14 protein-coding genes are annotated in these 15,302 nt (G+C 46.6%); 7 read left to right on the top strand and 7 right to left on the bottom strand.

The annotated features are described in order from the left end of the window. Positions 1–160: 160 nt before the first annotated feature. The 3 genes from BEL04_RS21485 to BEL04_RS21475 all read left to right on the top strand — a co-directional run bounded on the left by BEL04_RS21485 (position 161) and on the right by BEL04_RS21475 (position 2,576). Positions 161–361, top strand: coding sequence for a hypothetical protein (locus BEL04_RS21485; RefSeq protein ID WP_066007431.1), 201 nt, complete (start codon positions 161–163; stop codon positions 359–361). Positions 362–386: 25 nt separating this feature from the next. Then, positions 387–1,907: a hypothetical protein gene (locus BEL04_RS21480; protein ID WP_066007430.1), complete on the top strand. Its 1,521-nt coding sequence runs from the start codon at positions 387–389 to the stop codon at positions 1,905–1,907. Between the two features lie 144 nt (positions 1,908–2,051). Next, positions 2,052–2,576 carry a biopolymer transporter ExbD gene (locus tag BEL04_RS21475; RefSeq protein WP_066007429.1) on the top strand — a complete coding sequence of 175 codons (525 nt, stop codon included), beginning with the start codon at positions 2,052–2,054 and terminating at the stop codon, positions 2,574–2,576. A gap of 26 nt (positions 2,577–2,602) precedes the next feature. Here BEL04_RS21475 and BEL04_RS21470 read toward each other — a convergent pair whose 3' ends face one another. After that, positions 2,603–3,922 carry a zinc dependent phospholipase C family protein gene (locus BEL04_RS21470; RefSeq protein WP_066007428.1) on the bottom strand — a complete coding sequence of 440 codons (1,320 nt, stop codon included), beginning with the start codon at positions 3,920–3,922 and terminating at the stop codon, positions 2,603–2,605. Positions 3,923–4,069: 147 nt separating this feature from the next. Here BEL04_RS21470 and BEL04_RS21465 point away from each other — a divergent pair, with 147 nt between their 5' ends. After that, entirely contained in the window at positions 4,070–4,495 is a 426-nt protein-coding gene (locus BEL04_RS21465) for a PepSY-like domain-containing protein (protein ID WP_066007426.1), read from the top strand. 81 nt (positions 4,496–4,576) lie between these two features. Here the strand turns inward: BEL04_RS21465 and BEL04_RS21460 are convergent, their stop codons facing one another. The 5 genes from BEL04_RS21460 to BEL04_RS21440 all read right to left on the bottom strand — a co-directional run bounded on the left by BEL04_RS21460 (position 4,577) and on the right by BEL04_RS21440 (position 11,458). Then, positions 4,577–6,757 carry an LruC domain-containing protein gene (locus tag BEL04_RS21460; protein WP_175404129.1) on the bottom strand — a complete coding sequence of 727 codons (2,181 nt, stop codon included), beginning with the start codon at positions 6,755–6,757 and terminating at the stop codon, positions 4,577–4,579. A gap of 252 nt (positions 6,758–7,009) precedes the next feature. After that, complete coding sequence (locus BEL04_RS21455; protein ID WP_066007419.1) at positions 7,010–8,080, bottom strand: glutaminyl-peptide cyclotransferase; 1,071 nt, start codon at positions 8,078–8,080, stop codon at positions 7,010–7,012. A gap of 10 nt (positions 8,081–8,090) precedes the next feature. Next, the gene (locus BEL04_RS21450; RefSeq protein ID WP_066007417.1) at positions 8,091–8,462 is read right to left on the bottom strand and encodes a YraN family protein; all 372 of its coding nucleotides are present in this window, start codon (positions 8,460–8,462) and stop codon (positions 8,091–8,093) included. Further along, entirely contained in the window at positions 8,462–10,405 is a 1,944-nt protein-coding gene (gene dnaG, locus BEL04_RS21445) for a DNA primase (RefSeq protein ID WP_066007415.1), read from the bottom strand. The genes BEL04_RS21450 and dnaG overlap by 1 nt, the downstream gene beginning before the upstream one ends. Before the next feature lie 192 nt (positions 10,406–10,597). Continuing rightward, positions 10,598–11,458 carry a DMT family transporter gene (locus BEL04_RS21440; protein ID WP_066007411.1) on the bottom strand — a complete coding sequence of 287 codons (861 nt, stop codon included), beginning with the start codon at positions 11,456–11,458 and terminating at the stop codon, positions 10,598–10,600. 141 nt (positions 11,459–11,599) lie between these two features. Here BEL04_RS21440 and BEL04_RS21435 point away from each other — a divergent pair, with 141 nt between their 5' ends. From BEL04_RS21435 to BEL04_RS21425, 3 genes are all read left to right on the top strand, one after another. Next, complete coding sequence (locus tag BEL04_RS21435) at positions 11,600–12,112, top strand: DUF6252 family protein (protein ID WP_066007407.1); 513 nt, start codon at positions 11,600–11,602, stop codon at positions 12,110–12,112. A 31-nt stretch (positions 12,113–12,143) separates the two neighbouring features. Next, entirely contained in the window at positions 12,144–13,580 is a 1,437-nt protein-coding gene (gene asnS, locus BEL04_RS21430) for an asparagine--tRNA ligase (RefSeq protein WP_066007405.1), read from the top strand. A gap of 143 nt (positions 13,581–13,723) precedes the next feature. Then, positions 13,724–14,218, top strand: a complete 495-nt coding sequence (locus tag BEL04_RS21425) for a hypothetical protein (protein WP_066007403.1) — start codon at positions 13,724–13,726, stop codon at positions 14,216–14,218. An 18-nt stretch (positions 14,219–14,236) separates the two neighbouring features. Here the strand turns inward: BEL04_RS21425 and BEL04_RS21420 are convergent, their stop codons facing one another. Continuing rightward, on the bottom strand, positions 14,237–15,163 hold the full coding sequence (locus BEL04_RS21420; protein ID WP_066007401.1) for a hypothetical protein: 927 nt from the start codon (positions 15,161–15,163) through the stop codon (positions 14,237–14,239). Positions 15,164–15,302: the final 139 nt, after the last annotated feature.

Raw genomic sequence — 15,302 nt, 5'->3', positions numbered from 1 at the left:
AAAAATACTATAAAGGCCCCACATTATTAACAAATTGCGCTCCATAAATAACGATGGTAACACAATAATTACCGCTATGGCCGTATTATACGGATATAAACGCTAATTGATTGGTTGCGGATATTAATGTCGGTCATTTTTTTTAATTTCAGCCGCTTTTATGAAGAAGATCCACTACCTGCTGCTGCTCATTGTGTCTATTTGTTTAAACAGTTGTTTTATTATTGGTTCGGCGGTTAAGCTTGGTTATGAAGCGGGCGTATTGGTTTTCAGGCTAAAAATGTACTCGGCATTAATCATTTTAGGCCTTATTATATGGGTGTTGATAAAACGCACCCGAAAAGGAAGTAAAACACGATAATGATTTTATAGTTTAATACTCAGTTATGACCGCAGCTTCAGCTATACGTAAATTTATTACTGACCATCTGGATGCGCTGATTGCAGGCATCGCCGGTTTTGTGCTGATACACATCTTTACCAAATACAGCGGTGTAGGCATCTCGCCCGATAGTATTATGTATATGAGCACCGCGCGCAATCTTAACGAGGGTTTGGGCTATGTGTACTTCGGCGGTAAACCTATTGTGGCGTTCCCGGTATTTTATCCCACATTTTTGGCTATAGCCGAGTTTATTACACGTACCGATCCGGTACGTTTGGGCCCGGTACTTGATGGTTTGCTGTTCGGCACGCTTATTTTCCTTTCGGGCGTGATCATGGAGCGGTTCAGGTTCCCGTCTAAAGTATACAAATGGGTTATTTTGCTGGCGATAGTGCTAAGCCCTTCGCTGCTGGAAATCTACACCTACCTCTGGTCAGAAACTTTGTTTATGGTATGGGTATTGGTGTTTTTCCTGGCCTATCATCATTATACAAAAACGCACAGTGTTAAATCGTTGATCGTGTTGGCTACCGTCACGGCACTTGCCCTGATCACGCGGTATGCCGGCATTACGCTGGTAGGCACCGGCGGTTTGCTTTTGCTGTGCGATAGTGAGCTTAAGCTGAAAGACAAGATACGCCACATCCTCATCTTCGGCAGTATTTCGGTATCGCTGCTGATAGCCAACTTAGTGCGCAATAACCTGGTTACGCATACCGGTACCGGGCCAAGGTATAAATCGCTCACGTCCCTGTCCGAAAATATGCACTATTTCGGCACCGTGATGTGCGACTGGTTTACCTTCGGCCAAAAAGCTTACGGGCTGGCCTTTACCATTACGCTGCTGCTTATTGTGGCCTTTGTTACCGTGTTTTTGTACAATGCCTTCCGTAACCGGGCCATGTACAACAGTTATGAGAATATCGCCCTGGCATTTTTTATCGTATACGCTTTATTTATGATCTTATCGGCAACCATCAGCCGGTACGAGCGCCTCAATAACCGTTTGTTATCGCACCTGTTCATTCCATTTTTGTGGGGATGTACCTGGTGGGTACCACAGTTTATCCGTAGGACAAGGGCCGGCTACCGGGTTGCACTAACCGTGCTGGCGGTGGGCATCGGGCTATTGTTTGCTTATGGCGAATATCAGCGCGACTGGCAGCGGAACGACGACGAATGCGATTACGGCATACCCGGGTATACGGATGACGACTGGAACAAGTCGGAGCTGATCAACCTCATGAAAACCCACCTCGAATTGTTCAAACCCGGGTATACGGTTTACAACAATGCTTGTGAAGCCTTCTACTTTTTTACAGGGTTAGCATCCGAATACATCCCGCATAAGAACGACCCGAAGGCTATCCGCAAGTTCCTCGGGCAATCGCATTTTTATGTGGTGGTGTTCGATAAGCTGCCCGACCCTGCTTTACTTACTATAAAGGACATACAGCAACGGAAGGCCATGACCCTGATCTTTCACAGCGCCGACGGCAGCATTTACGAGTGCGATCATTGAGTTGAATCACAGCTAAATTTTACGGAATAAATATTTTACTACTGGCGCAACAATGCCCTGATGGCAAGCGTTTTATTGTAAACGGCTGCCATCTCAACCCGGCTGTTTTAATAAACCGATCTGTTTACCTTAACACTTAACATCATGGCCGAGCTTAACTCATCGCCCGCAAAACCTGCCGGTAAAACCCCGCGTAAAAAATTAAATGCCCGTGTTGATCTCACCGCAATGGTCGACCTGGCTTTTCTGCTGATCACCTTCTTTATGCTGACAACCACGCTGCAGAAGCCTAAAATGTTCAAAGCAGTAATGCCCGATGACGGGCCGATAGAGGGTGAATTTCCGGCGAGCCGCACACTAACCATAGAGCTTGGTAAAAATAACCAGGTGCTATCGTTTATCGGCCTGCCTGATAAACCGATCACTAACCCTGTAATTACCAGCGACGGTAACAAGGGCATAGGGCACGCGATAGTTGATGCAGAGAAATACATCGAGACCAGTACACATAAATCCATGCTGGTAGTTATTAAAGCAAGCGATCATTCGGTGTACGACAACCTGGTTAACGTGCTCGACGAATTAAATATAGCGGGTAATCCAACCTACGCAATCACCGACATCCAACCCAAAGATATCGCTATGCTTAAACAGCATAACGCTTATTGATTAACCGGTTAAAGGGCAGTAATTAACTACTGCCCTTTTGCTTTTTCCGACGCATCAGGAGGGAAGCTTTTCAAAGTATCTGTTTTGATGGTCGGCGCGGCCTTAAGCTCCTTCAGGGCCGCGTAGGTTTTTTTCCATTCATCAGGTTTGCGTTTGGCATAAGCCGAAGTATCGGGCGTATTGTAAAAGGCAAGGATGTTTTGCTTTAAAGGGTTCGATAATTTGTCGAACTTCTTGTCTTTAAGTTTTAATACCAGGTCGCTGTACGTGTCGTCGGTTAAGCCATATTCGCCTAACCTGGTGGGCTTGCCCGTATCAAAATCAATATCCGGCAGGATGAGGCGGTTTTTGTTAAGTTTGGTAAGCGCGGTTTGGTAATGTACCAGTATGCTGTCAAAACTGGTGCTGAATAATTTTTCGCCTTCGCTTCCGGGCGCCTTAAACTTAAGGGCTTTTAACGGGCCCACCTTGGGCAGGATTTTAATGATGAATGAAAATATGCTGGCTTTTAACCCCGGTTTTTCGTGTGCATATCCAAATTCGGCAAAGTATTCCCTCCGGCGCATCCTGTACCTGAATTTCCGGGCGGTGGCCGAGGGGTTTATCTTTTTGATATCATCCTTTTTAAGCGCCCAGGCCGTGCGCGCCAGGCCGGGGAAAAGGTTTTTAACTGCCCACCTGAAGGTTGATATACTTAATGACAGATCGCCGAACACATCGTTCAGGTCTTCGCCATAGGTACGCAGAAAAGCGCGCTCAAGCACCGGCCGCGCAACATTAAACCCGATAAAATCGTGGTAAGTGATCGGGGCGTAATTACCGCGGGCGGTTTGCAGCACATCAAAAGCAAATTCCATCCGGCTGTGCGAAATGCGGTCGTCTTCATAGGTTACCACATCGCCAAATTTTTGCTTTAGCTTAGGATAAACAATAGGCACGGCTACATTGGTAGCCAGCGAATGCCCGTATTCATCGGCCATGTAGTGCGACAGCGCGCCGAGCGCAAAAGCGTATTCGTTAAGCGTTTCCGACTCGTTGATCAGTGCTATCACAAAATCGCCGCTGCGTACATAATGGGCCAGGTCGGTATAGTAAGTACTGCCGAACGGATAATAACCCATATCGGCTATCAGCGCGCCTCCGTAAGCATATGAGTGGGCCTGTTTCAATTCCTCATCCGTACTGTTGGGGTATTGTTTTTTGAGCAGGGGTTTCAGGTATTTATCCCAGCTGGCGTCGATCAATGCCTCATGCGCCAATACGGCGTAGCCTTTGGATGTTAACGGGATGAACATCACCGGCATTAACAAAACCAACAGGTATTTGGGGAAGAAACTCAGCTTCATTTTTTAAGGGATCAACGAGGTATAAATACTTAAAATCGCAGAATTGTTTTACCGGCAATATATTCGTACAGATTTTTTCCAGAAAGGATACAGGTTTATTTCAGAAATGGTCTTTATTATTGGAGGAAACCATTAAAAATCAAAAGCATGAAAACTGTACTTTTAATTGCGCTTGCGCTGGGCTGTACCGCCTCGATCGCTGCCGCTCAGGGTGTAAAATCCAAAGATGTACCATCGGCGGTAAAAACCGAATTTGCAATGAAATATCCTGCGGCAACCAAGGTAACCTGGGAAAAGGAAAAAGGTAACTATGAAGCTAACTGGGGAGGTAAATCGGGCGAGGACCACTCGGCCGTATTTACGCCGGCCGGCTCATTTGTCGAAATTGTGAATGCCATACCGGTAAGCGAGCTCCCGAAAAGTATAGCGCCTTACATAAAAGAACATTATAAGGCACCGATTACAGAGGCCGGTAAAGTAACCGATGCTGGAGGCAAATTAACTTACGAAGCCGAGGTAAAAGGCAAGGACCTGGTATTTGATGAGAACGGAAAGTTCATTAAGATCGACTAAGGAGTTGTTCTATAACAAGGAAGCCGCCCGGATACTCACGGGCGGCTTTCTTATTTATATCTTATTTAACTATATCAAAAATCAATGTGTGTAGATCAGGCTGGTGTTCCGGTAACCGGTAGCCGTATTGCTGTACCAGTCGGTATACGATGTACCGCCCGATTGTGCCCAGTCGGCAAAATGCAGGTATACCGAGGTGATATCAGTACCTTCGATAGGGTAGCTGAAGGTAGCCGGTATGCTGATGGCATAAGGCAAACCTGTAGTAGTTACATAGTAGCGGCCTGCGGCTACGTTGGTATTATCGGCGCCCGTACCGAATAAGCTTTGATCGGCGAGCGTAGTTGGTGTTTTACCCCACAGGTGAACTTCGTGACGTTTGTTATCGCCGCCCATGTTCCAGATGAAAGGGTTGTAACCATCCTGGCCGAAGCTTGCTAAAGTCGGGCCGTTGGCTACGTTAAAGGTGATACTGTCTTTCACAACCGGCGATTGCGCTACGCCCGGCTGGGTGTTCCAGTTAGCCATTACTGTACGCATGTTGGAGAATAAGGTAACAACCGCTTTGGTTTGGCCGGCCTCCAAAGTGCCGCGGGTTAAGCCGCTAACATTGGCTCGCGCCGTTGGGAACTCAACGCCGAAACCGTTGCCGTAATTACCGCCGGTAGCCAGTAAACTGTATTTGCCGGTAACCTGTACCACCACGTTTGCTGCGTTGGTTATTACGGTGTACGAATATGACATTACCAGGTCGTTCAAATCAAAATCGCCTTTATTGGGCCATTGATCTTCAAAAGCTACGGTGCCGGTACCGCCCGAGCTGATGTACGCTTTAGTAGCATCGTTAGGGAAAGCGTCGAGGTTATCGGGTACGCCGTCGCCATCGGTATCTTTTACGGTAGCTGTGCCGTTACCATCGGGGTTACAGCCCGAAACGGGAATATATAAGTCGCAATCAAGGGCGGCTCCGTTGCTCATGTAGGCGGTTGAAAAATTCCCTTTAACACAAACCGATATCGGGCCGGTAATAATCGCGCCCGAGTTTTGCACCTTGGCATCGCCGGTTGTTATGAGTAATAACGAAGTGCTGCCGTTACCTGCAATGGTAGATCCGTCTAACAAAAAGTGCTGAGTTGAAAACATGGCACCGTTGTACAGGTTTAAAGTAGTGCTGCTATTGATGGTTGTTTTAGAGGTAACCTTGATGTAGCTATAATTTTTTACAGCCGAGCTTTGGTTATAGTCGCCTCCGATGTTTAACGAACAGTTGTTTACAAATACACCCGCGCCGCCATTTTGCTGGAAGTTACCGCTGACGATCATGCTGCCATTGTTGGTAGCTGATGCCGATGAGCCGTTATTAAAACTGCCGGCGATATTCATGGTGCCGTTGTTGGTTAATGCGCCGGCGTTGCTGTTGATGTTGAAATCACCGGATACATTCATGGTGCCGTAGTTGTTAATAATGCCGTTATCCGGGAACGAGCCGCTATAATTAACCGTGCCCCAGTTTGACAGCGTTGAGCTTGATGAGTTAAAGTTTACACCGCTCAGGTTTACTGAGCCGTTGGTGGTAACATACACGTTCGAACCATTCTGGAAGTTATAGTTCTGTAAGGTTACATTGCTGCCGCATACCCTTACCGTACCGCCGTTAACGCTTGCAAAACTTACGGTGATGTTATTGCCGGTAATGCAAATAACATTGCCGCTGTTAACGTTAACGTTGCTGGTGCTGGTGGTGATGGTTGTGGAGCAGCCGCTGTTACAGTCGGGGCTGGCAGGCGTACCGCCCATTACCTGCAGTTTGCCTGCAGCCGCTTTTTCGGCGGTTATGCTTGGGTCGATAGAACCGAAGGTAAGCGCGATATCAGCAGGGCCCGGGGTAACTTTCTGAATGATCTGTGAGTTATCTGCGGAGGTTTTAACTACGTATAACGTACCCAACGCAGTTGGTATGGTGATCTTTGTAGTAAAAGGATTGGCGGTTGTAGCCGAACCTGCAGCCAGCAAACGGCCACCGTTAAACGGGTCGCCGTCGTAAATAGCGATGCGGTGTATCGCTGTGGCTCCGAAACGGGTATCAGTAATAGTTGCCGATACGTTTAAACTCCTGGTGCTTGCCCAGTTAAAACCGGTAGGTGCCTCTACCGAGTTAATGCCGGCAGTAGTGGTTGTATCCGGCTGCTGTGCAGTATCTTTTTTACAGGATGAGATCGCTACCACTCCGAGTAAGGCCGCAATCAGTAATGTTTTTTTCATTTTGAGATAACAGTTGGAAAATTTCTTCTGCCTAAACAGGCTGATATACGACATTGTATAAGCAAAAGTTGTTCCGGTGTGTCAATTAACAGAATAAGCAAGTTTTTTATAATTTTCCTCCTGGTAAAATTCCCCGACCTGGGGATTTTCATACACATCGTTCCTGTTTTTGAGAAACGGGAGGTGTTTTTATTGCAAAATAAAACTATTGCGGCCTTATTTACAAGTACATAAAATTAATCGGGAGTTAAGCTATTTTTTTATAAAGCTTACCTGGTACAGGTGCGGCCATTTTTTTCCGGTTACAAAAATACGCCCGCCCTTTTTATCGTAAGCTATGCCGTTCAAAACGTTCTGGTCGTTATCAAAGTTTGCGGGCCTTTGCGCCATCGGCCACAGGTTCGACATATCGATGCGCTGCAGTACTGCGCCGTTTTTTGGGTTGATCACCAAAATGTTATCGGTAGTATAAACGTTGGCGTATATCTTACCATCAATGTATTCCAGTTCGTTTACTGCGTTTACCGGGCCCTTATCGTCATATACATCGATAGCGCTTTCGGGCATAAAGGTATCTTTATTTAAAAAGAAGATGCGGTTACTGCTATCGTCATTCAGGATATGCTTCCCGTCGAAACACATGCCCCAGCCTTCGCGGCCCCAGGTATAAGGTATGGTGGATAATACTTTAAAAGTGTTTTTATCGTACACGAAAGCCTTGCCTTCGCGGTAGGTGAGCATCAGTATCTTATCGCCAACTGTTGCGATGCCTTCGCCAAAATACTGATCGTCGAGTTTGGCCGCCTGTAACCTTTTGCCGGTTTTCAGGTCGACTTTGAGCAGGTACGACTCTTTCTCGAGACCGGTGCTTTCGAAGAAATAATCACCATCGTGATACTCCAAACCTTCGGTGTATGATGCCGGGTCGTGCGGGTAAACTTTATTCACTCTGTAAGTGTACTCAACCGGTGGGGCGGCGGCTTTTATGATAATATTGGTGGAAGCTTCCTGTACTTTGCCGCCTTTATAAAAACGGGCGGTAACCAGCCTCGAACCACAGGGCAGCGAGTCGGTTTTGATCCTGGCCGCCAGGGTATCTTTACGGGAGGTGTTCCTGATCGAATCGATCAGATAAACAACCGAATCGGGCATAGTACCTGCCGACGATGAGGCTTTAACCGGTACCACATCGCCCAGTTTGTAAGCGGTGCCTGCGTCGGGTGTAATATTGATGGTTTCGCTGCCGGGGCTCTTACAACCATAGTATCCGGCAATAGCTAAAAAAAATAAGGCTGTTATAAATAAACGGGTGTTAAATTTCATGTTGGTATTCTTAAATGTCCGGCGCAGGCCAAAACGCATCGGGTATGTGTTTTAGTGTGTGTTTGTTTTGCTGATCGAACAAAACGGAAACGATATCAAACCTGGCATCGCCGTTGTGTTCCATCAGGTAAATATATTCATTTGCGGCATCAGCCAGTAATTTTTGTTTACGCGCGTCCACAAAATCTTCGGGCTGGCCAAAGCCCGTACCTGTACGTGTTTTAACCTCCACAAAAATGATGGTTTTATCGTGATAAGCTATTAAATCCACCTCTGCTTTGCCGTGCGTCCAGTTTTCATCTATGATCTCATAGCCCAAGCCCTCAAGGTATGTTTTGGCTAACTGCTCGCCCAGGCGGCCAAGATCGAGGTGGTTGGCCATTATTCGGTAATTACGATGCCTAAATAATCGGTAATGGTTTTCTGCACCTTTTTCATGTGCTGAAACTGGCTCAGTAAAATTTCCTCTTCCTCGGGTATTTTGGTGGCCTGCAGCTGTTTTTGCAGATCGCGCAGGATGGCGCTTACTTTTTGTTTTTTGAGATGGAAGATGGCGGTGAGGATGGTGGCCTTCATGTTCTTAGTCTCGTCGCTGGTGGTGATCTTGTGCATATCGTACCAGTTGGGGCTCAGTGTGTACTGCGAAAGTAACATCGTGATCACTACATCGGCCACTTTTTTATCGCTGTGGTTAATAAAAAATGCCTCATCGGGCAGGCTGCCTTTTTCAACTTCCTGATGATAGATATCTACAAACTCCTTATAAACCGGGTGCTCGAAAGCTACGTCGCTCAGGCTGGCGATCATAAACGGGCCGATATAGGTATTGGCGATGTCGTCCCAGTTGATGAGCTGGCCGCCATAAGTTACCAGGAGGCGTACGATCTCTTTTTCCTGGCTTTCGTAAGGCTCTGCTTTTTCTAAAATTGCGGCTTCGGCAGGCGGAGCGGCTTCGTAGTAGTCTTCAGGCGGCGTTTCGCGGCTGGCCCGGTTTTGCTGCTGCTGATACTCCTTTTTGCCTTTGGCAGCGCGCATTTTATTGAGCTCGGATATCAGCGAACGCTCCTCGATATCGAGGATATGGCTGCACTCCTTTAAAAATACCGAAGCTTTGATCGAGTCGGGAATTTTGGCGATGCTCTCCACTACCTCGCGGATCACTTCTGATTTTCGGATCGGGTCGTTACCGGCTTCCTTTAACAGGATATCGGTTTTGTAAAGGATAAAATCCTTTTTATTTTGTTCGATGTAGTTTTTAAAACCGGTGCTGCCCAGCAAACGCACGTACGAATCCGGGTCGTGCCCGTCGGGGAAGAGCACCACTTTTACGTTGAGGCCCTCTTCGAGGATCAGATCCAATCCCCGTAAGGAAGCTTTAATACCTGCTGCGTCGCCATCGTAAAGTATGGTGATGTTTTTAGTGAGACGGCCGATCAGCCTGATCTGCTCCACGGTAAGCGATGTACCGGATGAAGCCACCACGTTTTCGATGCCCGACTGGTGTACCGAGATCACGTCGGCGTAGCCCTCTACGAGGTAGCAGTTATCCTGGTCGCGGATGGCTTTTTTGGCAAAGTGCAGGCCGTATAGCACGTTAGATTTGTGATAGATCTCGCTCTCGGGCGAGTTAACGTATTTGGGTACTGTCTTATCATTTTTTAAGGTACGCCCGCCAAAGGCGATAACCCGGCCCGTAAAGCTATGTATCGGGAACATTACCCGCCCGCGCCAGCGATCATAAAGCGTGCCGTTTTCGCGTTTTACCGACAGGCCCGTTTCTTCCAGGTATTCCTGTTTGTAGCCATCCTTTATCGCCTGGCTGCTGAATGCTTCCCATTGATCGGGCGAATAGCCCAGCTCAAACTTACGGATAGTAGCATCGGTAAAGCCGCGCTCTTTATAATAGCTCAGCCCGATGGCCTTCCCGTCGTCGGTATCCCATAAACTTTTCTCAAAAAATTTAGACGCGTAGCCGGTAACGATCAGCAGGCTTTCGCGATGGTTCTCGGCCTCGCGGTCTTCGGGCGCATCTACAGTTTCTTCAACCTCGATGCCGTATTTTTTGGCGAGCCATTTCAGAGCTTCGGGGTAGCTGAATTTTTCGTGCTCCATCAAAAAGGTCACAGCCGAACCGCCTATGCCTGATGAGAAATCCTTAAAAATGCCTTTAGCCGGAGAGACCGTAAAAGAAGGCGTTTTCTCGTTGGCGAACGGAGAAAGGCCGATATAGTTGGCCCCCCGTTTTTTTAAGGTCACAAATTCTCCTATCACCTCCACAATATCTGTGGCTTCGAATATGCGATCGATGGTGTGTTTGAGAATCATGGGTTACAAAGGTATGCTAATCGGAATAATCTCTTGAAAAAAAGAGAAATTGTCATTTCGAGCGAGTGAAGCGACAGGAGATCTTCGGCAAGCGACTAATGTGCCAGGTATGTCGCAGAAGATCTCACCTTAGGTCGAGATGACAAAAGCTTTTTCAAGAAATGCTCGTTTATCAAATATACCAAATATTTTTCAGGCCGCCGCCGCCTTCCTTTTCATAAACGTAACCCCTATTCCTATCAGTACAATAAACCCGCCCATGAGTTCAATAAAGTCTATATGCTCGCCCAGCATAAGCCAGGCTAATAAAGCCGTAACCACGGTTTGCGACAGCAGGGTAACCGACACCTGGGTTGGGTTGAGGTGATGGATAGCGTAGTTGATGGTGATCCAGCCGATGAGCTGGCAAACAATGCCTAATATCGCTAACAGCAGCCAGGTGTGTGCGCTGTAGTGCCAGAGCTGATCGCCATTAAATATGCAGAATACCCCCAAAGCTACCGTTGAGGCCAGCATGCTGTAAAACATGAATACGATGCCGTCAATACTGGACAGCACATCTTTGGTGAGTAAAATATATATCGCATAAAGTATGCTCGAACCGAGAGCGTATAATACGCCTTCGGTTAGCTTAAGGTGTATTACATTGTGCAGGCCAACCAAAATACACATGCCGGTTATCGCGATAAGCGTACCCAGCCAGAAGCTGATGCCGGGTTGTTTTTTAAGGATCAGTAAACTCAGTATACCCACCCAAACCGGCGCCAGGTTGGCTATCAGGGTAGAGACGGTAGCAGTTGACCTGAGGATGGAGATATTCCACACGGCGATATCCAATGCAAATACCAAACCACCTGTGATCGCAATAACCAACGACTTTACCGGGATACGCAGATTTTTATAGAAAAGGCAATAAGGCGCGAGCATAATAAAAGCAAAGAACATGCGGTAATAAGCCGCGCCCAGGGCGGTTAACGGAACCAGTTTTACAAAAATGGGCGAAAAGGAAATACAGGCAATGCCGATGGCAAGGCTTAGTTTAGGATTCGTCATACGAGGTCAAATTGGCGGAGCAAACTTATAAAGCTTTAGCGAAAGCCGAAGCATAAGCCGCCAATAAAAGAAAAATGACGCCAGTATCGAAATTTGTAGCATTTATATCGTAACTTACGTAATGGTATAAAACCTTAAAAAATGAAAAAGTTATTATCGGTATTGATCGTTGCATGCCTGATATTCTCCATTAACTGTACCAAAGTAGATAATAAAGAGCACCCTGTTTGTTGCGTATTACCTCAGCCCGCTGCATTTATCTTTGCTCAAAAAAATGGTGTATCATGGTCGGCCATAGCATATAATGCTGCAATAGTGCAGGATAGCCTGAAAATAACAGGACATATGGATGATACCGAGGTACTGGGTATTACTATTAAATATAATGGAACCGGGCAATATACTTTAACAGGTAACCAGGTGTATTACCACAACACTACCTCGCCCATGGTAGCCTTAGTTAACCTAAGTAATTACACCCTGGATAACACCGCGGCAAATACCCTTAGCATTTCTAATTATGATTCGTCGGCAAATACTGTTAGCGGGACGTTCAGCATAGTTTTAACCAAAACTTACGGCGCTCCAAATACCGGATTTCCGCAAAATATCAACTTTTTGAATGGAAATTTCAAGTTGCCGTTAGCTAAATAATCGTATTTTTGCGGCTCAACAAATAGTAATAATGAGCCAGAGAATCAAGATCAAAGCACTATTGACCGGCGAATTGACCGGCAAGGAAGTAACAGTTAAAGGATGGGTACGCGCGTTCCGTCAAAACCGTTTTATTGCTTTAAATGATGGCTCAACCAATAATAACATCCAAATCGTTGTCGATTTTGAAAATACCGACCCGGCGTTGTTAAAGCGCATCACTTTTGGCTCGGCAATCAGCGTTACCGGCGAAATGGTTCCTTCGGTAGGATCGGGCCAAAAAGTTGAAGTTACCGCTAAAACTATAGAGATTTTAGGCGACTGCGACCCGGAAGAATTTCCGCTGCAGCCTAAAAGGCAAACTTTGGAGTTTTTGCGCGAAAAAGCGCACCTGCGTTTCCGTACCAGTACTTTTGGCGCGATATTCCGTTTGCGCAATACTTTAGCTTTTGCCGTACACAAGTTTTTTAACGAAAAAGGCTTTGTTTACCTGCATACGCCCATCATTACCGCATCGGATGCCGAGGGCGCGGGCGAAATGTTCCGTGTGACGACCTTTGACCCGCAGAAACCGCCGCTGACCGAAACCGGGGAAGTGGATTTTAAACAGGACTTTTTCGGTCGATCGACCAATCTTACCGTATCGGGCCAGCTGGAAGGTGAGCTTGGCGCGATGGCTTTGAGCGATATCTATACTTTCGGCCCGACGTTCCGTGCCGAAAACTCGAACACCACCCGCCACTTAGCCGAGTTTTGGATGATAGAGCCCGAAATGGCTTTTTACGACCTGAACGATAACATGGACCTGGCGGAGGAAATGCTGAAATACCTGATAGGCTACGCCCTGGAGCATAACCGCGAAGATATCGAGTTTTTAACCCAGCGTTTGCTGGATGAGGAAAAGCAAAAGCCCCAGGCCGAGCGCTCCGAAATGAGCCTGCTCGAAAAACTGCAGTTTTGTTTGGATAACGATTTTGTACGGTTGACCTATACCGAGGCGATCGACATCCTGAAAGAGTCGAACCACAACAAAAAGAAAAAGTTCCAGTACCTGATCGAAGGCTGGGGCGCCGACCTGCAAAGCGAGCACGAACGTTACCTGGTGGAGAAGCACTTTAAGAAACCGGTTATCCTGACCGATTATCCTAAAGACATCAAATCGTTTTACATGCGTTTAAACGATGACGGTAAGACGGTGCGTGCCATGGATATCCTGTTCCCGGGTATTGGCGAGATCATAGGCGGATCGCAGCGTGAAGAACGTTATGACAAACTTGTGCAACGCATGAACGAAATGGGTGTGCCTACAGAAGAGCTTTGGTGGTATTTGGATACCCGCCGCTTCGGCAGCTGCGAGCATGCTGGTTTTGGTTTGGGCTTTGAGCGCCTGGTGCTGTTTGTTACCGGTATGGGCAATATCCGCGATGTGATACCTTTCCCGAGAGCACCGAAGACAGCGGAATTTTAATCAGGATTACACCGATTATTTATTTGATTACACCGATACAAGGCTGGGAGAGATCCCGGCCTTTTTTTATCGCACAGGTAATTAGGTTATTAGCAGATGTTTGCCGGCGAAAATGTATATTTGTTAAAACCTGCTTATCTACCATGAAGAAACTTTTTCTTTTGATCCTGGCCGGCTTTATTATCATCGACATTGGCACAGCCTGCTTTGAAAAGGCCGAACAACCTACCATCGTCCATATTACCGTGATAAACGGCAACCCGGCGGCAACCGGCAGCGCAACAATTTGCCTGTATCGAAACATGACTGACGTGAATAATAGTTTCCCGTTGTATACGCAAACCACTATTGATAATAACAGTGTTGATATTACGGTTGATTACCTGAGCCAGTATTATGTAGTAGTAACCAAGGGCCCGGCTAAAAACTATTACAGCGGCTATATCCCGGTAGGTTTATTTCAATCGCAAACAGATATCAATAATAGCGCAACGCAAAACCCTGCGGGTACGGTTGGTGGTGTAAAATTCCGGGATATTAACGGCGATGGGGTAATTAACAACTCCGACAAAACGGATGCACCTACTATTGCGGTAACGAAAGGTACCGAGAATGATCAGAGCGTTACAGTTTATTGATCTTATTGGTCTTTTAGCTTATTCTTTCTTATAATTCTTATGCACGATCAAAAAGCTGGCGCGCTCTTCTTTGTGGAAGGGCACATCCCAATTACCCTGGTAGGTTATTTTAACGGGTAAAAGCTCGCCGTTAAAGTTGTTGCATTCGATGTTCATCTGCACGTTAAAGTCCATCAAAAAATTGTGGAACTTCAGGTCGATATAACGGCCCAGTATCTGGAAAGTGCGGACATCAAAGATGGTGGTTATTTCTTTGATCATCACATCATCATCGGCGGTACTGGGTTTGGGCGTTATCCGGAAGCGGTAAACGGGTATGGTATCCAGGTACATGGCATGCGAAAACTGGTACATGTAAAACTGTTTCAGGTCGGGGCCAAAGATCTCGGTCTTCCCGCTGATGAAAGGGATACCGCTTACCCTGCGGCCAGGCGTAAAAATCAAAGTTTTAAGTTTAGCTTTATACCCTTCGTTTTTGCCGCTGCCTATCGGTGCATCGCTTTTAACAAAATCGGAGTTGTAAGCGTTCATAAAAATGTAATCGAACATCTCGACTGTGTATAGCTCGTATTTGCCGTTCTTTTTATAAACCGCTCCACTGTCACGCTTAGCCAAAAACTCCATTTTGTGTGCGCCTTTCACATTGCTGTGATGTATCTTACGATAGATCTTACCATCAACCTTGTTTTTCTTATCGTAGGTAAATACCCGGTTCTCGGCATCGAAGGCATACTTCTTCATGTTGCGGAAGGCCATATAAAAACCGGTATCAGCCAGCATCGCGTCGATAAAATCCTGTGCGTTGAGCTTGTGCGAGCGGATGTTCACCAGGCTGCTGTCAATGACGATGGTACGGAGGGTGTCGGGGTTAAAGCGGGGTATTTGCTGGGAGAAAGCAGCGCCGCTTATGCAGATTAGAAATAGGATGATGAACGCTTTTTTCATTTGTTATTATATCAAACCGTCATTGCGAGGAACGAAGCAATCTCAAATAAGCAGAGCCGCTCTGTATGTTGGGCATTGCTTCGTTCCTTGGGCAGAGAAAGTTGCTTTTTCTGGCGTGGCAAAGATGCTTAAAAACAGC

The organism is Mucilaginibacter sp. PPCGB 2223 (assembly GCF_001705515.1).
In the GTDB taxonomy this organism is placed as follows: domain Bacteria; phylum Bacteroidota; class Bacteroidia; order Sphingobacteriales; family Sphingobacteriaceae; genus Mucilaginibacter.
Note: the sequence above shows the minus strand (reverse complement) of the source record. Positions and strands in the feature narration are given on the sequence as shown.